The sequence below is a fragment of the Pseudoalteromonas sp. Of11M-6 genome, from assembly GCF_022347905.1.
Lineage (GTDB): Bacteria > Pseudomonadota > Gammaproteobacteria > Enterobacterales > Alteromonadaceae > Pseudoalteromonas.
In genome coordinates, this window is the sequence record NZ_JAKRFW010000004.1 from 37,906 (window position 1) to 59,195 (window position 21,290).

Below are 21,290 nucleotides of genomic sequence, written 5' to 3' on the forward strand. Positions count from 1 at the left end.
GGCAAGGTTCGTGCATAATCATATTTTATGAAAGTTAATTTTATTTATTGCCAATACTCGATGAAACCACAACAACCCTTGCGAGACCAAGATGCTGGGGAAGCGTTAAATTTTGATTGGTATTTATTGTAGCGGAGTGTAGTGAAATGCGTATCACTAATTCTATCAGTTCAGTTGTTATGGTTTGTTCGCTAGCAGGGCTCAGCGGCTGTTCAAGCCTCGTTGATAAGCATATTGAATATGAAACAGTGCAACCGGAAACTTTTCCTGTTTTACGGGCTGTGGGGTACGCTCCTTTGAGTGCTCAGCCGGGTAAAACTGCGGGTGAGAAGCAGCTAATGGCCATTAAAGTCTCAAAATTAGAAGCCTATCGTGAATTGGCTGAGCAACTGTATGGCCAGAATTTGACATCCACGATTACGGTAAAAGGAGCGGTTGCGCAAAACGACGGTCTTAAGGGCCAAGTAAATGGACTTGTTCGTGGGGCTAAGGTGCTGAAAAGTTACGCAGTTGGTGATACTTACGCGACGGAGTTAGAGCTTGATATGAAACGCGTTTATGATTTGTATATTACTCAAGTCAAGCCGCAGAAAATTAAGAAGATATCTTATAGCTTTAAGTAAGCACTCATCACATATTGCTTACTTAATGCGCTTCACTTCGATTGTTCCTCAATACTAAAATACGACAGGCGTGGCTACGCCTTTAGGTTACGTACCAATTCACTGTCGCTACTTTTCACGCTGCCATCTTGACCATATGTAATTGAAGTTGGTGCGCCAATTAAGATCCCTTTTAGTTCACGTGTGCTTACATTAGCCTGATGAGCCGTTTTAGCATTGATTTCATTTTTGGTTTGGCACTCACTGAGTAGTGCTCGCACTTTAGCAACGAGCGGGGCTACTTCACTGCTTTCAAAGACGTGAGACTCAGTTTTTGACAATTCATTGTCGAGCTTTTGCAGTTTTGAAATGAGAGTTAGCTTTTCACGAGCGATTTCTTTTAAGTTGTCGCCACGCCGAGACGCGAGCTCGTCAAGCTCACGAGCCAGAAGCTGGGTCATCGCTTCTAGCGTCGAGATTTGTTCTGAAAGTTTGTGGTGGCAGAGCCGAACCAAATCATCCATATATTTCGAACTCAAATGCAGCTATGTTTTTGGCTAGTTTTTCCGCGTCAACTTGATACTTGCCTTCTGCAATCGCTTTTTTCAGTTCTTCGACTTTCTTGTCGTCAAAGCCTGATGACTGCTGCGCTTTTTCGTTGACCGTTTTCAGCTGTTGCGCTTGTGGAGTCAGGCTCACTGAATCCGCAGCTGCTTTCGGTGTAGCTGGTGATTTAACTGACGCACTATTAGCATCATTTCTTTGCAATTCAGCCTTCTGTTGCTTAACATTATTAGCAACGGATGTAGACTGATTCTGACCGTTAACTTGATTAACCATGATTGTAGACCCAATAAAATTATACTCTCAGCCTTGTTATCGGCGTTTAATAGTATTACTTTAGCAAATTTTTTATAAATTCACCTCTACTGTTTCCACTTCTATTACTCTAGCACGTAAGGTTTTGCCAGAGCGAGCGTTTTTAATATTAATAAGTTCACCACGGTTGCCATCTTGCTGCGCTTCTCCTTGAGTTTTGATCACAAGCCCACCTGATTTAGCAATAATCGTCACCGTATCGCCTTTGCAGACCATACAAATATGAGCCTGAGTAAAGGCTTGACCTTCTCTGATATTACGTTTGCTTCTACTGCCTATTAGTATCGACTTATCTTCTATATAGGAAACCCTACGAAAACGTTTCGGCTGATACTCTATTTTCACATCGTCATCCTGAATAACACGGCCTTTTTCTAACATGGTCGCGCTAACTAAAATAGGGAAGAGGTGATCGATACGCACGTGGACGTATTGAGTCCAGCTGAGGGTATCGTTGCATCTAATTTGTACAGTCACTTGAGTGTCAAAAGGCGGAGTCATTGCTGTACTATATTGCAACGGTGATTGACAATCCCTTGCTGGAATTCTTGAATCAAGTGGTATAGCAGTTAGTGATAGCTGGCTGTCGGGATCTTGCTCTACATTTGGTTCAACAAATTCTATTGCGCTTTGTTCTAAAGTTTTGTTGTCATATTGCTGACAATAACCATAGTCAACGCCTATAAAATAAGCGAACAAACAAAAAAACTGAATGTAATGGGTTTTTTTTAACAAACTCATGATGTTTCGACTATGCTTATGGGGTGAAACAAGGTATAAAGATTCTGCTTTAATAACTGCACCTAATCAAGGGTGGTAAACCATATCAGAGTCGAAGCAAAGATCGTTCCGATTAGCGGTTTATACAGTAGGAGATTGAAATGGCAGGTATTTTAGACTCGGTTAACCAACGTACACAGCTGGTTGGACAAAACCGTCTCGAGCTATTACTTTTTCGACTTCAAGGTCGACAGCGCTTCGGCATTAACGTTTTCAAAGTCCGAGAAGTGCTTCAATGTCCAGCATTGACAAGCATGCCCAAGTCAAACCCTTTGATTCGAGGGGTTGCTCATATTCGAGGCCAAACAATATCCGTAATTGACATGTCACTTGCGGTTGGTGGGCCTCCTATTCAAGATATTCGCAATTGTTTTATTGTAATTGCGGAATACAACCGTTCAGTTCAAGGCTTTTTAGTCAGTGCGGTAGAACGCATTGTGAATATGAACTGGGAAAAAATAATGCCCCCGCCATCTGGGGCAGGCCGTTATTCCTATTTGACAGCGGTTACAGAAATTGAAAACGAGCTAGTTGAAATATTAGACGTAGAAAAGATCCTCAATGAAATTTGCCCGATCAACACGGAAGTCAGTGCTGACATTGTCTCTGATGGTGAAATGCAAAAAGATTTAGGCGAACGTATTGTCTTTATCGCTGATGACTCTGCGGTTGCTCGTAATCAGGTCAAACGTGCATTGGAGCCATTAGGTGTTCAGACTGAGCTGGCAAAGAATGGTAAAGAAGCACTTATCAGGCTTCGTGAAATTGCCGAAATGGACTGTCAAAATAATGTCACCGAGCGAGTTGGGCTATTGATTTCTGACGTTGAAATGCCAGAAATGGATGGTTATACGCTAACGGCTGAAATAAAAGCTGATCCAAAATTAGCGCCATTGCATGTGATACTCCATACTTCACTGAGTGGTGTATTTAATCAGGCCATGATTGAGAAGGTTGGCGCTGATGATTTTATTGCTAAGTTTAACCCAGATGAATTAGCTTCAGCGGTTAAAAAATGGGTTCATTGTGATTAAAGCTGGTGGTAGCACTTGGAAAATAAGCATTTAGAGCAAAAAGAGTACGACCAATTTAGAACCTTTTTGGAGCAACAGTGCGGTATTGTACTGGGTGACAATAAATTGTACTTGGTCAAAAGCCGACTCGCTCCTCTGATGGCTCGCTTTGGTGTGGAAACACTATCGTCTTTAGTAGCTAAAACACTCAGTCCCCATGAGCGGCAATTGCGTGCCGCTGTGGTGGATGCGATGACAACGAATGAAACACTTTGGTTTAGGGATACTTATCCGTTCGAGCTAATTAAATCGAAAATCTTACCAGAGTTTAAAGACTTGAGACGTCCAGTTAAGATTTGGTCGGCGGCAAGTTCATCAGGACAAGAGCCATATTCAATTGCGATGTCTGCGAGTGAATATGTGAGTAAAAGCCCAGGCGCGCTGAAAATGGGTGTTCAGATCGTTGGTACAGACATTTCTAACACGATGCTTGATATGTGTAAGAATGCTGAATATGACGCGTTGGCGTTGGCGAGAGGGTTGTCGCCTGAGCGCAGAAAGAAGTTTTTTATGGATAGCGGTAATGGAATGGCTAAGGTAGTTGAACCTATCCGTAAAATGGTCAGCTTTAGACATTTAAACTTGCTAGATTCTTACGCGTTGATGGGTAAGTTTGATGTTATTTTCTGCCGTAACGTCCTGATCTATTTTTCACCTGAAGTGAAAGCCAAAATCATTTCGCAATTTGCTCAGTCGTTAAACCCGAATGGCTATTTGTTTTTAGGGGCGTCGGAATCGATGGCGGGGTTGAGTGACGACTTTAATATGATCCGTTGTAATCCTGGGATTATCTATCAGAAAAAGACTTAATACTCACATATAGCGGCAGGGATAGTCGCTATAGCTAGTATTTGCAATGTGTAACGTAATTCTAATAACCATCTCCTACCTTTTAGCCTCAAATTGCTTCAGCCAAGTTGTCAATTATTCGAATATTTGCTCTTATTTACGTTACCGACTCAACACTGATTCAAGTTTAATTATTCCTAAAATATAGTTTAATTGTATGAAATTTAAGGGATAAATTTAACATTAAAACTGGCCTAAAGATTGCTTTGTCATACCTGAGTCAATTTTTTGGAGTCAGATAATGGCAATTAGTTTCGATAAAGCGTTGGGTATACATCAGCATACTATGCTGCTTCGCTCACAACGCGCTGAAATTCTAGCAAGCAATATCGCAAACGCAGACACTCCAGGATACAAAGCTAAAGATATCGACTTTGCTAGTGCTTTGAAAGCGGCAAAGACAATGCAAAGAAGCGGCAATGATATGGTTAGAACAGATGCAAAACACCTCAGTGGTGGTACTAAAATGAGTAACTCATCTGAACTATATCGTTCGCCAAATCAAGCAGATACAGGTGATGGTAACTCAGTAGATATACAAGTGGAACGAAATTTGTATGTACAGAATGCATTAGAGTACCAAGCCAGTTTGCAATTTCTTGGTGGTAAGTTCAGTGGCCTTAAGAAGGCACTCGGCGGACAAGGGGCATAATTATGAGTTTATATAACGTTTTCGATATTGCGGGTTCAGGGATGAGTGCACAGAATGTGCGACTAAATACCACCGCAAGTAATATCTCGAACGCAAACTCAGTGAGTTCTAGTCAAGATAATGTTTATCGCGCTAGACACCCTGTATTTGCCGCTGAACTTTCCAAAGCTTCAGCTTCCCAGAGCAATGTCGCGGGATCGTCAGTTGGAGTAAAAGTATTAGGTGTGGTTGAGAGCGATAAGCCGCTTCAAGTTGAATATAACCCAAACCACCCAAGTGCTGACGCAAATGGCTACATTTATAAACCGAATGTGAATGTGGTAGAGGAGATGGCAAACATGATTTCTGCTTCTCGCTCTTACCAAACCAATGTTCAAGTTGCAGATGCTGCAAAGCAAATGCTTAGTAAAACATTGCAACTAGGCCAGCGCTAAATTGGGAGTAACAGCTGATGAGTAATAATGTAAATGCCACTTCTTCAACGGGTGTAGATTCACTCTACTGGGACAGGCAGAAACAGGCCGAGGAGAAAAAGCCCAGAGATGAGCTATCGCAAGAAGATTTCTTCTCGCTGCTTACTCAACAGCTCTCTTTCCAAGATCCAAGTAAGCCTGCGGACAACGATCAAATGATCGCGCAGATGACAAGTTTTACCATGGCCGAGGGGATCTCAAAGTTAAATGAGAACTTTGACTCGTTAGCTGCATCGATGACTTCTAACTCGGCGCTTCAAGCATCAACGCTGATTGGTAAGAAAGCATTACTCGAATCAACGACGTTAGAACATGGTGACGATGCACTTACAAAAGGTTCTGTGATTGTACAGGAACCAGTTCAGAATCTATCAGTGGGTATCTATGATGAATCTGGAGCGCTTGTAAAGACGCTTGAATTTGGCGAACAAAGTGTGGGCGCTGTGCGATTCGATTGGGATGGTAAAAATAAAGACGGTGAGATGATGCCTCCAGGTGAATACACCATAAAAGCGGAGGGTATGATTGAAGGTGAATATCAAACTTTACCGTCGGCCACATTTAGAAATATAGACAGTGTTAATGTTAATGGTGCTAACGGCATCGTCATTAATACCAAAGAAGGCGCGGTGCGCTTAACTGATATTGCTGAAATAGCATAGTAGTTTTAAAGAATTAACCTTAAGAACTTAGAGGTGAGAGTATGAGTTTCAATATAGCACTGACAGGTATTGCCGCCGCGCAAAAAGACTTGGACGTAACAGCAAATAACATTGCTAACGTGAACACGACGGGTTTTAAAGAGTCTCGCGCAGAATTTGCTGATGTTTACGCGTCTTCGGTTTTTAGCTCTGGCAAAACGAAAAATGGCGATGGTGTACAAACTACCATGGTTGCACAGCAGTTTCACCAAGGATCATTAAAGTTTACGCAAAACTCGCTAGACTTGGCGATTGAGGGCGAAGGCTATTTTGCCATGTCAAACTCGCTCCAGTCACAAGATTTCACCTATTCTCGAGCGGGTGCATTTAAGCTCAACAAAGACAACTTTATCGTGAATGCTAAGGGTGATTACTTGCAAGGCTTTCCAGTCGATCCATCTACAGGTGATACCACGTCTTTGAGTTTAAGCACAACATCACCCGTTCAAATTCCAGATGCATCAGGTTCTCCTCGTGCAACATCGCAAATCTATACCTCGTTTAACCTAGATGCGACTGCGCAACCACCTACGATTGCTTTTGATCCTGAGCAACGTGCCTCATATAATTCAAGAACAGCAATTACGGTATATGACTCGTTGGGTGAATCACATACATTGCAGTTATTCTTCAGAAAAACAGCGGATAATGAGTGGTCTACTTACGCAACAATGGACGATAAACCTTTTAACCATAATGCGCAGCAAATTGATCCAGCAGCAACACCACCTGTTCCTTATACGCCAGTTAGTGTGTTCCGTTTCGATGCTAGCGGTATTCCATCACAGACGGCTGCCGATCCTTCAGCTACGCCGCTTGTTTTTAACAACAATACTGGCTCGACATTTAACCCCTTAAGTCTTGCTGGACCTCAAGATGCAGTTGACCCAACTATCGGTATGTCAAACTTGCTTGATAACGGTGCAACTTTTCCGAATGATATTGTTGTTAACTGGCGTGATGAAGCAAATACTGCTCAAAAGCTACCAACGCAATATTCATCGGGTCGATTTGAAGTAAAAGCATTGGAGCAAGACGGTGCGACCGTTGGCCGTTTAGCAGGTATTGATATTGGTACTGATGGTAAAGTTGTGGCTTCATATACTAACGGCGACTCAACGTTCTTAGGGCAAGTCGCGCTAGTACGCTTCCCGAATTCTCAAGGCCTTCAGGCGATTGGTAATACTGAGTGGAAGAAGAGCCTATCTTCTGGTGAACCACTTGCAGGCGAGCCAAACACAGGTACTCTCGGTGGTATTAGTTCATCTGCGTTAGAGCAATCGAACGTCAACCTCACAAACGAGTTAGTTGACCTTATCAGCGCCCAACGTAACTTCCAAGCGAACTCTCGAGCGCTTGAGGTTAACTCAACATTACAACAAAATATATTACAGATCCGATAATATATTATGCCCTCCAAAGGCTGCTACAAAGGCAGCCTTTTTTATGTCCGTCAAAAACATCTCGTCACTTTGGCACTGTGCTTGCATTAACTAGACTAAGTTTGAATTTTATAGGTCATCGTCATGGATAAAATGGTGTATATCGCAATGTCAGGCGCTAAGCAAAGCTTACGTGGTGTGGCACTTAAGGCGAATAACCTTGCTAATGCCAATACGACTGGCTTCAAAGCAGATTTTGCTCAAGCGCGCTCAATGCAGGCGTTTGGTGAAGGGTTACCTACACGGGTTTTTGCTATGCAAGAACGCCCAGGGACCAATATGACCGGTGGCGCAATCGTTGAAACTGGCCGTGAGCTAGATATTGCAGTAGATGATAAATCATGGATCAGTGTTGTTGATGCCTCGGGTGAAGAAGCTTACACCAAAGTCGGCACGCTCAATATTCGTAATGACGGTGCGTTGGTCACAGCTCATGGGCGTCAACTTATTGGCGAAGGTGGACCTATTGTCTTACCTATCCCCGTTGATAAAGTGGTGTTTAGTGACGATGGCTCTATTCAAGTGCGTCCACAAGGCGCTCCTGCTAACTTTCTTGAAGTGGTTGATCGGCTGAAAATTATTGAAGCAGATAATAATAAGCTGCAAAAAGGCAATGACGGCCTTTATAGACCAAAAGAAGATAAGCTAGAAGATGGGATCTGTGGCTTTTGTGAAATATCACCAACCGCAAAAGTGATGAGTGGCTTCTTAGAGATGTCCAACGTCAATCCCGTTCATGAGATGGTGGATATGATCAACCATCAAAGACAATTTGAAATGCAAATTAAGCTGATGAAAACAGCTGAAGAAATAGATGAGCGACACACTTCGCTCCTACGCATAGTTTAAGAGTGAGGTAGAGATCATGAATCCGGCATTGTGGATAAGTAAAACAGGCTTAGATGCTCAGCAAACTGATATTTCAGTTATTTCGAACAACTTGGCGAACGCCAGTACCGTCGGCTACAAAAAGAGTCGGGCGATATTCGAAGACTTATTATATCAAAACATCAATCAGCCAGGTGGCCGCAGCTCTCAAGATACAGAATTACCGTCTGGTTTGATGCTTGGTGCAGGTGCCAAAGTAGTCGCCAACCAAAAGAACTTTTCTCAAGGTAATATGTTAAGTACCGAAAACTCTTTGGATTGGATGATCCAAGGCCCGGGCTTCTTTGAGATTCAGATGCCAGATGGCACAACTGCGTATTCAAGAAACGGTCAGTTCACGACGGATGAAGAAGGTCGAATTGTTACCTCAGGTGCGGGTTTTCCTGTGTTACCTGAGATGAACGTACCCGACGATGCGCAGTCAATTACTATTTCTCAAGATGGTGAAGTATCGGTGCGCGTTGCAGGACAAGCTGAAAACGTTGTTATCGGACAGTTGACGATCAGTGACTTTATTAATCCATCAGGTCTTGAACCGATTGGACAAAACTTGTACACAGAAACTGCGGTAAGTGGTGCACCAGTACAAGGTAATCCAAGCGTTGAAGGGCTAGGTAAGATTGTGCAAGGCGCACTTGAAACGTCAAACGTTAATGTGACCGAAGAGCTTGTAAATCTAATTGAGACACAACGCGTGTATGAGATGAACTCAAAAGTGATTTCAACGGTAGATCAGATGCTGAGCTACATTAATCAACAGCTGTAATTGGGTAGGGGGTATTATGCGTGCATTATATTTAGCCATCGTAACGGTCGCTGCATTATCTGGATGTAGTACAACACAAAATAAAAATGTGGTGCGTGACGATCCGTATTATGCGCCTATCTATCCCGAGGATAATCAAGCCCAAATGGTGGCAACAGGGTCATTATTTAATACGCAGTTTTCCAATGATCTTTATGCTGACAAAAAAGCGTTAAGAGTCGGCGATATTATTACCATCGTACTCAGAGAAACGACTCAGGCGACCAAAGCTGCAAATTCTGAGCTGGATAAATCCAGTGATTCGAGCTTAGACCCTGTGATTGGTCTTGGTGGCAATGCCATTAATATCGGAAAAGAAGCAATACAGTTTGGTGCTAAATCCAGTTCTTCTTTCTCTGGTGATTCGAAGTCTAATCAGTCAAATAGCTTATTCGGGAATATATCGGTCAATGTAACCCGAGTATTGCCTAACGGTAATTTAGTGATCCGCGGTGAAAAGTGGTTAACCCTCAATACTGGTGAGGAATTTATTCGCTTAGAAGGGTTGGTAAGACCTCAGGATGTGACCGCAGATAACACTGTTGAGTCTAATCGAGTGGCAAATGCCAGAATTCAATATTCAGGTAAAGGTGACCAACAAGAAGTGCAAAGTGCAGGTTGGTTAACGAGTTTCTTTATGAGCGCGCTGATGCCGTTTTAAGGTGCTGAAAATGAACAATATGCTTAAGAATATTTTGCTTATCGGTGCGGCCATTACGTTGGTTGGTTTTTCTTCTTTGGCTTCTGCTGAGCGAGTTAAAGACGTCAGTATGGTTGAAGGTGTTCGTTCAAACCAACTGGTTGGCTACGGCCTAGTTGTAGGCTTGCCTGGTACCGGTGAGCAAACCAGATTTACCGAGCAAAGCTTTAAAGCGATGTTGAATAGCTTTGGCATAACGATGCCCGCAAGCTTAAAGCCAAAAATTAAAAATGTTGCGGCTGTTGCGGTTCACGCAGATCTGCCACCTTTTGTTAAGCCCGGCCAAACCATTGACGTTACCGTTTCATCTATTGGTAGTGCTGGTAGTTTACGAGGCGGTACTTTACTTCAGACCTTTCTAAAAGGGGTCGATGGTAACGTATATGCAATTGCGCAAGGAAGTTTGATTGTTGGTGGTTTGGGTGCTGATGGTGCCGATGGGAGTCGAGTTGTGATCAATACGCCGACTGTTGGTCGGGTGGCAAACGGCGCGACAGTGGAGCGAGCGGTACCAAGTCCGTTTACTCAGGGTGATTACATTACCTTTAACTTGAATAGACCAGACTTTACTACTGCAAAACGCTTGGCCGATACTATCAATGGCCTTGTTGGACCAAATAGTGCAAAACCTATGGATGCAGCCTCAGTTCGAGTAATTGCACCAAGAGATCCGTCTCAGCGCGTTGCGTATTTATCTACGCTAGAGAATCTTGAATTCAAACCAGCGGATACCGCTGCGAAGATCATCGTTAACTCGCGCACTGGCACTATCGTTATCGGCAAAAATGTCAAGTTGCAGCCTGCGGCAATTACTCATGGCGGCCTTACCGTAACAATTGCTGAGCAGCAAAATGTGTCACAACCTAATGCGCTGGCGAATGGCGAAACAACAGTGACGCAGCAAAGCATTATCGACGTAAATCAGGATGACTCTCGAGCGTTTGTGTTTGACCCAGGCGTGAGTCTTGATGACTTGGTTAGGGCAATTAACCAGGTTGGCGCAGCACCTGGCGATTTAATGGCGATCCTTGAAGCGCTAAAAGAAGCAGGCGCGATAAATGGTCAATTAGTCGTCATTTGATGTTCCATTATTAATCAACTAGTTAGCCCCGCAATTGTGGGGCTTTTTTTTGGCTCGGATTTTGCATTTCTATTTGTATAGTTATTAACGTCAAACAGTGCTGAGTGTATGAACACCGACCAATTGAAAAATCAAAGCTTTTTTGACCTAGGAAACCTTGATTCGATCCGTAAAGAGGCGCTGAAAGGTGCTGGCGATCAAGGTGCCTCAGATCAGGCATTGAAGAAGGCGGCACAACAGTTTGAGTCTATCTTTACGCAAATGTTGTTACAAAGCATGCGTAAAGCGAATGAGGCGCTAGAGGATAAAGACAGTCCATTTAACTCTAGTGGTGTCAAATTTTTTGAAGAAATGCATGATCAGCAACTTTCGATGCACTTATCTGAGCAAGGCAGCTTAGGACTGGCAGATCTGATTGTGCAGCAGTTGTCTCCTAACTCTGAAAAGTATAAGCCTGCCTCAGTAATGAGAGCTGACGGCGATATTTCCTTTAAAAAGCAGGCGACAGCGAGTGAGAGTGTGAATAAACCCGAACCGCAGGTTGTCAATGTAAAGGCAGATGCCTCAAGCGATGAACAAACAGGCTTTGGTTCTCCTGAGGAATTCGTCGACAGAATTTGGGAATACGCTCAAACAGCGGCGAAAAAGTTGGGCTTGAACCCTGCGGTAATGGTTGCACAAGCTGCACTGGAAACCGGTTGGGGTAAACACATCATCAGCAAAAAGGATGGTAGTAGCAGTTTTAATCTATTCAATATTAAAGCGGATAGCCGCTGGAGTGGTGAAAGCGCCAGAAAATCGACACTTGAATTTGAGCAAGGGTTACCGGTGCAAAAGCAAGCCGATTTCCGTGCTTATAAGTCGCTTGAACAAAGCTTTGATGATTATGTCAGTTTCCTAAAAGGTAATCCGAGATACGAGCAAGCCTTAAATAAGGCTGGTGATAGTCACGCCTATTTAAGTGAACTTCAAAATGCAGGCTATGCGACCGATCCGAATTATGCCAACAAAATTAAGTCAGTTTTAAAGCGTATTGATGTATCCGATTTCTTATCCGGTGCGCTAACAAAGGGAGTCAGATGAGATGTCATTTGATCTATTAAATATTGGTGCAGCAGGGGTTAGGGCTAACTCCGAGTTACTACAAACCACCAGTAAAAACATTGCTAACCTAAATACCAAAGGGTATATCCGTGAACGGACTGAGCACGGAACGATGATAGGTGGCATGGTTGGTCGTGGTGAAACGGTGCGTTTGATCAACCAATTTGCGCAGCAGCAATTAAATCGTGATATTTCTAATCAATCTTACTATGAGCAGTTTGTCACTGAGGCAAGCCGCGTTGATACGTTGTTTGCACAAGACTCAAACAGTCTGAGCAAGAGCATCAACTCGATGTTTAATAATTTACAAAGCGCGATTAACTTGCCTTCATCGACAACTAACCGCTCTTTATTTATGACGGGCGCTCAAGGCCTAGTCGATCAAATGGATAGATTGTCAGGTATTGTTGTTGATCAAAACAGTATCGTGAACGAGCAATTGGATATTTTCTCAGAAGAAGCCAATAACCTTGTGCAAAAAATCAGTGAATTGAATAAGCAAGTGGCGAGTAAGTCAGCGCTCAATCTTAACAATGTCGATCACAGCGTGCTTAATGAGCGAGATCAAGCAATTAAAGAGCTTGCTGAGCTCGTAGATATAGAAACACTCGACGGTGAAAATGGCGAGAAGCTCGTATTTTTAGGCACTGGGGATGCGCTTGTGATGCAAGGTGGTGCCTTCAATTTATTCGCGATGAAAGGCAATCCAGATCCTAATCATAAAGAACTAATCCTAGACATTAAAGATAAAAATGTTGTGCAACTCGAGTTAGATAGCGGCAGCTTGAAAGGCAAAATCGGCGGGTTACTGGCATTTAGAGATGAAGTGTTGATCCCGGCACAAAACCAACTAGGTCAAATTGGCCTCGCATTGGCAGATGCTTTTAATCAGCAAAATAGATTGGGAATGGACTTAGATGGCAATATAGGTGGAGATATATTTAAAATACCCACCGTGGGTGGTTTTGCTTACAGCGAAAATACAGGCACCGCAGCGCTTACGGCAACACTTGAGCCTGGGCGCGGCAATGAGTTGCCAGCTACCGATTTTCAAGTTACTTATACCAGTGCAACAACCGTTGAAATAACAGCTGTAGATGCCAAAGGCAATCCTATCGGTACGCCGACGACTGGTAATATTGCAGGTGGAGTCATCACGGGAACCGGCGATTATTTTGGCTTACAAATGAACGTAACGGGTAGTGGTGCAACAGGTGATAGATTTCTTGTGAAATTAAATCAACAGGCTGCAACTGGGTTGGAGCTTGCAACTCAAAGACCAGAAGCTCTCGCATTAGCGTCGCCAATTCGTACTGAAAAATCAGCAGACAATAATGGTACGGCGACCATTTCAGCAGGAGTCGTCACTGATACCGATCCCGCGACCAGTGCGTTTACTGCGGGAACGCCGCCAACGTTGAATGATGGTCCTTATACTTTGACTAAAACAGCCAATGCTAACGAATATACATTAACCAGTAATTCAGGTACAACGCATACCTTTACGGCTCCTGCCGATGGTAAAGATATTCTCTCTGGAGTGGGAGTTGCACCTGCACCTTTTGATAATCTTGGCTTCACTTTCGATATCGAGGGTACACCGAATATCGGTGATAGTTTTGAGATTAGTTTTAACACCGGTGGCTTTGATGACAATCGTAATGGCGCGGCGCTCGATGGTCTGAAATCGTCGGATTTAGTTAGGCAAAATGTAGAGTCTACAGGTAGTACCGAAAGCCATAAAACCTTTAATGAAGCATATGCCGATATTGTCACAGGTGTAGGGGTTATTACCAATCAAGCGAAAACCAATGGCGCGGCATTTGAAGCGCTGGCTAATCAGTCGAGTGCATGGTTTGAGTCTCTATCGGGTGTAAACCTAGATGAAGAGGCGGCCAACTTGTTACGTTTTCAACAGTCTTACTCGGCTTCGGCTCAAGTCATTTCGGCAGCGAGAACTGTGTTCGATACCTTATTAAGTGCAGCGAGGTAATTATGCGTTTATCTCAAAATCAAATTTTTAATTCTAATCTTAATTCTATTTTGCGTAATCAGCAGGACGTGAATAAAGCAACACAGCAGCTGAACACGCAAAAGCGGGTACTGAGTGCCTCCGATGATGCTTCAGCGACTGCTAGAGCCATGCTTTTTGACGACCGGATCCAAGCAAACGATCAGTTTACCAAGAACCTGACTATGTTGTCTTCGAGATTAGATACTCAAGAATCAGTGCTTGAAAATATTAAAACGGCCATTGATAGCGCTTATGCGAAGTCAATACAGGCAGGTAACGGTGGGTTATCTGACGTTGACCGTGAAGCGATTGCTGATGAGCTAGAGTCCATCCAAGATACTATTTTGGATTTAATGAACTCAAAAAGTGAGGATGGTAAGTTTATATTTTCCGGCTACCAAGATAATACGCAAACTTATAGTTTCGATTCAGCCACTGGAAAGTACGTATATAACGGTGACCAAGGACAGCATAAAATAAAAGTTTCTGAAGGGGTTGAAATACGCTCAAGTGATAACGGTTTTGATGTATTTGAAAGTGCAGAGAAGCGACTGAATATTACGTCAAATACAGGTGCGGTTTCTGGTGGAATTACTTCTGCATCGGTTTATGTAGACGAGCAAGCTGTGTTTGATAAGTTTCATAAAGCGAATTACAACGCGGATCCAAGTGCGCCTGCAGGTGCAAACACCTTTGACTTAGTGGTGACAGCGGGTACGCCAAATACTTATCAGCTTGAGCAGGGAGGTACAGTTATTTCAACCGGTACTGCAGAAAGCGGAACTATTAAAGTCGCTGGTATGGAGTTTGACTTCGCTGGTGCTGCACCAGGCCAAATAAGCTTTGATTTAGAAAAGCCCCAGAAGGAAAACATTCTAAATACATTAGAATCTATGATTACGTCATTGAGAGACCCCAGTATTACAGGTGACGATTACAAACAGGTACTTGCAGATGGGTTGACCGGGTTAGAAAACGCTAAGATTAAAGTATCACAAGGTCAAGCTGGGCTCGGTGGTAGGCTAAATGCGGCAAAGCTGGTTAAAGATTCAAATTCAGATTTAGATATCGATAACAAAGCAAACAAGGCTTCTCTTTTAGAGGTTGATTTCTACTCCGCTATCTCAGAGCTGACTAAGCATGAAACGGCGCTTCAAGCTTCACAAGCAACATTTGGTCGGTTAACTAATCTTACACTACTAGACTATATTCGCTAAAAAGTGGCCTTTACTGGCCATTTTTCTTTTAAAGCCACTAAACTTCAATTTCCCTTTTAAACGATTGAAATATAGTCGGTTTAAGGTCAGAGCTATTTTCTCGCCATCATATGTCAAAACGTTGTCACTCCTTCTTTATTACGAGATAAAGTGCCTAGTAATCAAAGTAATAAACTTTTTTTTAAAAAAATACTAAAGGAAATTTTTTGCCGACCGATAACTTAATTAACCAAGCCGGAGAGTGAAAAACATTCAAAGGCTGGAAAAGAATCTAAGTTTGAGAGTGAAAGACTCGATTTAAAGTGGGAGAACCATCATGGCACTTTATGTAAATACTAACGTAAGTTCATTGAACGCACAAAGACAATTAATGAATTCTGGTAACTCACTAGATACATCATTCAAGCGTCTATCTTCAGGCCTTCGTATCAACAGCGCTGCTGATGACGCTGCAGGCCTTCAAATTTCTGACCGTTTGAACTCACAAATTAACGGTCTCGATCAAGGCAATAGAAATGCAAACGACGGTATTTCTTTGGCACAAACCGCTGAAGGTGCAATGGAAGAGGTGACGTCGATGTTCCAACGTGTTCGTACGCTTGCACAACAAGCTGCGAATGGCTCAAATACCGATGAAGATCGCTTAGCACTACAAGAAGAGATTCATCAATTAATGGATGAAGTTAATCGTGTTGCTTCAGATACAACGTTTGGTGGAACAAACTTGCTAGATGGCTCATACGCTGCAAGCTTCCAAGTGGGTGCTGATGCAGCTCAAACCATCGATTTCAGTATGAAAACAGTCGGAGGTACGGCCAATACTTTAACAGCAAATGGTGGCTTTACATTATCGGGTATTGCAGGTGTTGCCTCCGCAGTGGGAAGCAGAGCTTTAGTGGGAGCAGCGTCGACTGCAGCTGCAGCAGGTTATGTTGACGCGGATGGGATTACAAAACTAAACGATTTAGCAGCAGCTGCTGGGGATACAGCATTTACGGCGTCGACAGCAACTTTTGCAACCGTATTCACTGAAACGGGCATATCTGTGTCAACGCAATATAATGCACAGCTAGTAATGGCCGGAATGGATGCGCTTATAGCTGTAGTGGATAAAAAGCGCTCTGAATTAGGTGCGGTTCAAAACCGTTTCCAATCAACGATTCGTAACCAGTCTAATATTTCCGAGAATTTATCGGCTGCGAACTCTCGTATTAAGGACGCTGACTTTGCTAAAGAAACCGCTAGCTTAACCAAAATGCAGATCCTTCAACAGGCTAGCCAAACAATCCTAAGCCAGGCTAACCAACGTCCTCAGGCTGCTTTAAGTCTTCTAGGATAACAGTTGGAAAGTAAAGGTGCCTAAGCCGAATGGGGTATTTGCTTAGGCACCTAATTGGATGATAAAGCGGAGGTGCTTAAATCCAATAGCGTTCATTAAAACAATGAACACGTTAATCAAAGCATTAAGTATGCCAACTTTATGCTAGAAAAATGACACTCACTCTCAAATTTATCTAAAGAGGCCAACTGGCCTCTTTTTATTTCCCTACACTTTGAGCTGAAGCCTCTCCATCCATCAAAAAAGCCGCGGCTAGATGCCGAAATGCTAGTTAGTCGTTCCTCGATAAACAAAGTATTTAATACCTATTTTTAAGTTTCCTGTTTTATTTAATCATAGCTTTGGGTTTTTGGCCTGCTATTTGCTTATTACTAGTTACAGTAAATTCTGGCGTCAAAGTGGCAATTGGTTGCCTTAGTTGGTTAAATACCCGATGCATAAGTGCCGCTTTGTCATTTAGCTATCTATTAAATTAGATAATGATTTGACAAAAAGAGAGTGAGTTATGTCTTTATATGTAAATACCAATGTGAGTTCCTTGAATGCCCAGAGAAATTTAATGAACTCCGGAAATGAGTTGGATACGTCTTTCAAGCGTTTATCTTCAGGTCTTCGGATTAACAGTGCTGCAGACGATGCTGCTGGTCTACAAATTTCTGATCGTTTGCAATCCCAAATACTAGGGCTAGGCCAAGGTAACCGAAATGCTAACGATGGTATCTCTTTAGCTCAAACAGCCGAAGGGGCAATGGAGGAAATGACGAGCATGATGCAAAGAGTGAGAACTCTTTCTCAGCAAGCTGCAAATGGCTCTAATACAGATGAAGATAGAATAGCGCTTCAAGAAGAAATTCGTCAATTAATGGATGAGTTAAATCGGGTGGCATCAGACACCACATTTGGTGGTACAAATTTGCTAGATGGATCTTATGCAGCTAGTTTTCAAGTTGGTGCTGATGCAGCTCAAACAATTGGTTTTAGTATGCAAACTGTGGGAAGTTCTGCGAATTCACTAACTGCAAACGGTGGTTTTACATTATCGGGTATTGCAGGTGTTGCATCTTCAGTGGGTACAAGGGCTCTGGTGGGAGCTGCAACGACTGCAGTAGGAGCAGGTTATATTGATGCGGATGGAATTACCAAGCTAAATGAGCTTGCCGCAGCCGCTGGTGATACTGCGTTTACAGCATCGACTGCAACATTTGCGACAATATTTACGGAAACAGGAATATCAGTATCGACGCAATATAATGCCCAGTTAGTGATGGCTGGTATGGATGCATTGATTGCTGTGGTAGATAAGAAACGTTCTGAGCTAGGTGCAGTTCAAAACCGCTTTCAATCTACTATTCGAAATCAAGCGAACGTTTCAGAGAATTTGTCAGCCGCAAAATCTCGAATTAAAGATGCTGATTTTGCTTTAGAAACCGCAAAGTTAACTAAGAACCAAATTTTACAACAAGCTAGCCAAACCATTTTAGGTCAAGCCAATCAAAGACCCCAGGCAGCATTAAGCCTATTACAAGGCTAAAGTTTATAAAAATAGTTAAATAAAATTACTAATTTTGCTAAAGCTTTCGCTCAATATGACGATAACTGATTTAGAGAACTATAAGTCTAGTGCTCTAAATCAGCTAAGTCGCAGGGTAGGGGTATCCCGCGGTTTAGCTCAGAAACTGAAAAGCGGAGGCTATAATGGCTTTATATGTAAATACTAATGTGAGTTCACTGAACGCACAAAGACAATTAATGAACTCTGGTAACACACTAGATACTTCGTTTAAGCGCTTGTCATCAGGTTTGCGCATTAATAGTGCGAAAGATGATGCGGCAGGTATGCAAATCGCAAACCGTCTCACTAGTCAAGTGAATGGTCTTGATCAAGGTATCAGGAATGCTAACGACGGGATTTCTTTAGCACAGACCGCTGAAGGTGCGATGGAAGAAGTAACATCTATGTTCCAACGGGTCCGCACGCTTGCGCAACAAGCTTCCAATGGCTCAAACACTGATGAAGATCGCTTAGCACTTCAAGAAGAAATTCATCAATTAATGGATGAGGTCAACAGGGTTGCATCAGATACTTCGTTTGGTGGCACAAATTTGTTAGATGGCTCTTACGGAGCAAGCTTTCAAGTAGGTGCAGAGGCTGCCCAGACGATTGATTTTAGTATGAAAACCGTTGGAGCCACAACGAATACGTTGACTGCCAATGGTGGATTTACACTATCTGGGATAGCAGGTATTGCGTCTGCAGTTGGTAGTCGTGCTTTGGTCGGTGCTGCGTCGACTGCAGCAGCTGCTGGTTATGTTGATGCTGATGGGATCACGAAGTTAAATGAGCTAGCTGCGGCTGCTGGTGACACGGCATTTACAGCTTCTACAGCAACATTTGCAACGACGTTTACTGAAACAGGGATATCGGTATCGACTCAATATAACGCTCAACTCGTAATGGCGGGTATGGATGCATTAATTGCTGTTGTTGACAAGAAACGTTCAGAATTAGGTGCGGTGCAGAACCGCTTTCAGTCGACAATACGAAATCAGTCTAATATTTCAGAAAACTTGTCGGCTGCTCGCTCTAGGGTTCAAGATACTGATTTTGCTAAAGAAACTGCGAGCTTAACAAAGGCGCAAATACTTCAGCAAGCAAGCCAATCAATCTTAAGCCAAGCAAACCAGCGTCCTCAGGTCGCCCTTTCTCTCTTAGGGTAATCTACCAGGTTTACAAGTCACTTTAAGAGATATTTTTCTTAAAGTGGCTTAAACTATATTAAAGAGGAAAATAGGAGTTGTAATAATGATTGATATGAATTCAACTCAACGACCTGCTGAAACCCTTTCTTCAGACGGCAGTACCTTAAAGCCTAGGCAGCTAAGCAATAAAGAGTTGAAAGACTCTGAATTGATGGCGAAAGAGCCAATAGCCGGTAATGTCGAGAGTGGGATAAAGCTCAAGAGCAAGTTAGATTTAGTAAATGAAGTTAAACAGAACTTGGAAAAGCTAAATGAATATCTTCCAGTTACGTCAACTAATTTAGTCTTTGAGTTTGATGAGCAAGGGGAGCCACCTATTATTAAGGTCTTTGATAAAGAAAGCGAAGAAGTGATTCGAGAAATTCCCACTGAGGAGTTTAGAGAAGTTGCTAAAGCTTTAGAAGAGTTTGCCGATAAGTTGTCTAGTAAAGGCTTTTTGTTCAACAAAACAGCGTGACAGAAAGTTTTAAGGTATTGAGGAGTTAATCATGCCATCGATCACATCTGCTGGTGTAGGCTCAGGTCTAAATCTAGAGTCAATTATACAAGCTTCAATTGATGCGGAAAACAGACCTAAAATGCTTAGGTTTGCGGAAAAGCAGGAATCGTTAAAAGTTGAGTTATCATCAATTGGCGAGGTGAAATCAGCTGTATCAAAACTGAACGATATTATTGAAAAGCTTGCGGACAAAGATAATTTTGGTAAACGGGTGGCTAATATCCGTCAGCCGAATGGAGCTGACATAATTAGTGTTACGCCCACTTCAGATATCTCTACAGGTAACTTTAACATTACGGTGCAACAGCTGGCTCAAGGAAGCAGAGCTGTTTCTGCGGATGGTGCTTTTTCGTCTGCTGATGCGGTTGTTAGTGCAAGTGGTGGAACTTTGTCTTTTGCGGCAGGGCCAGATAAAACGTTCGATCTAGGTGTAACAGCTGGAATGACGCTATCGGAGTTGCGTGATGCAATAAATTCTTCAAAGGATAATTTTGGTGTAACTGCAAATATAATAAACACTGGAGACCCCCAGGTCGGTTCTAAACTTGTTCTAACGTCGAACGTAACAGGTGCTGATAACGACCTCGTCATCACGAGTGATACTGCAGAATTAGATGCAATTGAGACTTACGATGAAACACTAAACCCAAGTGGTGGTATGGTTATAGCTGATAACGATAAAGCACAAGATGCAATAATTACAGTGGACGGGCTTAGCGTAAATAGTGACACAAATACCTTCAAAGATGCTGTTCAAGATATGACTATCAAGGCACTAGAAGTAAGCCCTGAAGACTCATCCGGAACAAAGCTGTCCGCAAAACTTAATATAGACTATGATCGGGAATCAGTGACTGCGCTAATCGACGAATTTATTGCCAGCTATAACAATCTAGTTGGAATGATTGGACTTCAAACTCGAGCGAACAAACCGTTAAACGGTGATGCGTCCATGCGTGCATTAAGCGACCAGCTAATATCAACACTTGGCACTGAGTTAACTGACGCTGGGCCGTTTGAATCTATTTTTGATATAGGAATCGGCGTTAAAAAAGACTCGTACTTAGAAAAGTCGTCACTTGTCAGAAGTTTGAACGAGGCAATGGATGAAAATTTTGATGATATTGGCGCGGCATTTGCAGGAGAAAATGGTGTAGCCAAAAAACTTGAAGCGCTGCTTGGAAATTATATCGATACAGGTGGCATATTGAAAGTGAGAGAAACATCATTAACTACGCAGCTTGATGATTTGGAAGATGATGTTATCGATCATAAAGCACGGATGAAAGATTATGAGGATGGTCTACGTCAGCAGTATGCTGGATTAGATGTTTTGCTCGCTCAAATGAAGTCTACTCAATCCTATTTGGGGGCTCAACTAGCAAGCCTTCCGGGTTTTGTAAAATCAGGTTCTTAAGAGTAACTTAACTAG

22 protein-coding genes are annotated in these 21,290 nt (G+C 42.7%); 19 read left to right on the forward strand and 3 right to left on the reverse strand.

Annotated features, from left to right (window positions below; genetic code table 11):
• Positions 1–146 precede the first annotated feature (146 nt).
• The gene (locus MHN32_RS03345) at positions 147–623 is read left to right on the forward strand and encodes a flagellar biosynthesis protein FlgP (RefSeq protein WP_239420876.1); all 477 of its coding nucleotides are present in this window, start codon (positions 147–149) and stop codon (positions 621–623) included.
• A 74-nt stretch (positions 624–697) separates the two neighbouring features.
• Here the strand turns inward: MHN32_RS03345 and MHN32_RS03350 are convergent, their stop codons facing one another.
• The 3 genes from MHN32_RS03350 to flgA form a co-directional block, all read right to left on the reverse strand.
• On the reverse strand, positions 698–1,126 hold the full coding sequence (locus MHN32_RS03350; RefSeq protein WP_102056453.1) for a flagellar protein FlgN: 429 nt from the start codon (positions 1,124–1,126) through the stop codon (positions 698–700).
• Positions 1,119–1,442 (reverse strand): flagellar biosynthesis anti-sigma factor FlgM, encoded by a 324-nt coding sequence (flgM, locus tag MHN32_RS03355; RefSeq protein WP_010369298.1) that lies wholly within the window; start codon positions 1,440–1,442, stop codon positions 1,119–1,121. Before flgM ends, MHN32_RS03350 begins: the two co-directional genes overlap by 8 nt.
• A gap of 72 nt (positions 1,443–1,514) precedes the next feature.
• Positions 1,515–2,222, reverse strand: a complete 708-nt coding sequence (gene flgA, locus MHN32_RS03360; protein ID WP_010606300.1) for a flagellar basal body P-ring formation chaperone FlgA — start codon at positions 2,220–2,222, stop codon at positions 1,515–1,517.
• 140 nt (positions 2,223–2,362) lie between these two features.
• Between flgA and MHN32_RS03365 the strand changes: the two genes are divergently transcribed.
• From MHN32_RS03365 to fliD, 18 genes are all read left to right on the forward strand, one after another.
• Positions 2,363–3,295, forward strand: a complete 933-nt coding sequence (locus MHN32_RS03365; protein ID WP_010606301.1) for a chemotaxis protein CheV — start codon at positions 2,363–2,365, stop codon at positions 3,293–3,295.
• Positions 3,296–3,310: 15 nt separating this feature from the next.
• Complete coding sequence (locus MHN32_RS03370; RefSeq protein ID WP_010369291.1) at positions 3,311–4,144, forward strand: protein-glutamate O-methyltransferase CheR; 834 nt, start codon at positions 3,311–3,313, stop codon at positions 4,142–4,144.
• Positions 4,145–4,424: 280 nt separating this feature from the next.
• Complete coding sequence (flgB, locus tag MHN32_RS03375; protein WP_010369289.1) at positions 4,425–4,835, forward strand: flagellar basal body rod protein FlgB; 411 nt, start codon at positions 4,425–4,427, stop codon at positions 4,833–4,835.
• Between the two features lie 2 nt (positions 4,836–4,837).
• Positions 4,838–5,269 carry a flagellar basal body rod protein FlgC gene (flgC, locus tag MHN32_RS03380; protein ID WP_010606302.1) on the forward strand — a complete coding sequence of 144 codons (432 nt, stop codon included), beginning with the start codon at positions 4,838–4,840 and terminating at the stop codon, positions 5,267–5,269.
• 17 nt (positions 5,270–5,286) lie between these two features.
• Complete coding sequence (locus tag MHN32_RS03385) at positions 5,287–5,970, forward strand: flagellar hook assembly protein FlgD (RefSeq protein ID WP_010369284.1); 684 nt, start codon at positions 5,287–5,289, stop codon at positions 5,968–5,970.
• Between the two features lie 41 nt (positions 5,971–6,011).
• Entirely contained in the window at positions 6,012–7,412 is a 1,401-nt protein-coding gene (gene flgE, locus MHN32_RS03390) for a flagellar hook protein FlgE (RefSeq protein WP_102056455.1), read from the forward strand.
• 123 nt (positions 7,413–7,535) lie between these two features.
• A complete protein-coding gene (locus MHN32_RS03395; protein WP_102056456.1) occupies positions 7,536–8,300 on the forward strand; it encodes a flagellar basal body rod protein FlgF in 765 nt (254 codons plus the stop codon).
• 16 nt (positions 8,301–8,316) lie between these two features.
• Positions 8,317–9,105: a flagellar basal-body rod protein FlgG gene (gene flgG, locus MHN32_RS03400; RefSeq protein WP_010606305.1), complete on the forward strand. Its 789-nt coding sequence runs from the start codon at positions 8,317–8,319 to the stop codon at positions 9,103–9,105.
• A 16-nt stretch (positions 9,106–9,121) separates the two neighbouring features.
• Positions 9,122–9,805, forward strand: coding sequence for a flagellar basal body L-ring protein FlgH (flgH, locus tag MHN32_RS03405; protein ID WP_010606306.1), 684 nt, complete (start codon positions 9,122–9,124; stop codon positions 9,803–9,805).
• Between the two features lie 19 nt (positions 9,806–9,824).
• A complete protein-coding gene (locus tag MHN32_RS03410) occupies positions 9,825–10,925 on the forward strand; it encodes a flagellar basal body P-ring protein FlgI (protein ID WP_010606307.1) in 1,101 nt (366 codons plus the stop codon).
• Between the two features lie 108 nt (positions 10,926–11,033).
• Positions 11,034–12,008 (forward strand): flagellar assembly peptidoglycan hydrolase FlgJ, encoded by a 975-nt coding sequence (gene flgJ / locus MHN32_RS03415; RefSeq protein ID WP_102056457.1) that lies wholly within the window; start codon positions 11,034–11,036, stop codon positions 12,006–12,008.
• A 1-nt stretch (position 12,009) separates the two neighbouring features.
• Positions 12,010–14,022 carry a flagellar hook-associated protein FlgK gene (gene flgK / locus MHN32_RS03420; RefSeq protein ID WP_239420877.1) on the forward strand — a complete coding sequence of 671 codons (2,013 nt, stop codon included), beginning with the start codon at positions 12,010–12,012 and terminating at the stop codon, positions 14,020–14,022.
• A 2-nt stretch (positions 14,023–14,024) separates the two neighbouring features.
• Positions 14,025–15,260, forward strand: coding sequence for a flagellar hook-associated protein FlgL (gene flgL, locus MHN32_RS03425; RefSeq protein ID WP_239420878.1), 1,236 nt, complete (start codon positions 14,025–14,027; stop codon positions 15,258–15,260).
• A 316-nt stretch (positions 15,261–15,576) separates the two neighbouring features.
• Positions 15,577–16,599: a flagellin gene (locus MHN32_RS03430; RefSeq protein WP_174168531.1), complete on the forward strand. Its 1,023-nt coding sequence runs from the start codon at positions 15,577–15,579 to the stop codon at positions 16,597–16,599.
• A 505-nt stretch (positions 16,600–17,104) separates the two neighbouring features.
• On the forward strand, positions 17,105–18,130 hold the full coding sequence (locus tag MHN32_RS03435) for a flagellin (RefSeq protein WP_174168532.1): 1,026 nt from the start codon (positions 17,105–17,107) through the stop codon (positions 18,128–18,130).
• 164 nt (positions 18,131–18,294) lie between these two features.
• A complete protein-coding gene (locus tag MHN32_RS03440; protein WP_174168533.1) occupies positions 18,295–19,317 on the forward strand; it encodes a flagellin in 1,023 nt (340 codons plus the stop codon).
• Between the two features lie 85 nt (positions 19,318–19,402).
• Entirely contained in the window at positions 19,403–19,816 is a 414-nt protein-coding gene (locus MHN32_RS03445; protein ID WP_174168534.1) for a flagellar protein FlaG, read from the forward strand.
• A gap of 31 nt (positions 19,817–19,847) precedes the next feature.
• Positions 19,848–21,275: a flagellar filament capping protein FliD gene (fliD, locus tag MHN32_RS03450; protein ID WP_174168535.1), complete on the forward strand. Its 1,428-nt coding sequence runs from the start codon at positions 19,848–19,850 to the stop codon at positions 21,273–21,275.
• Positions 21,276–21,290: the final 15 nt, after the last annotated feature.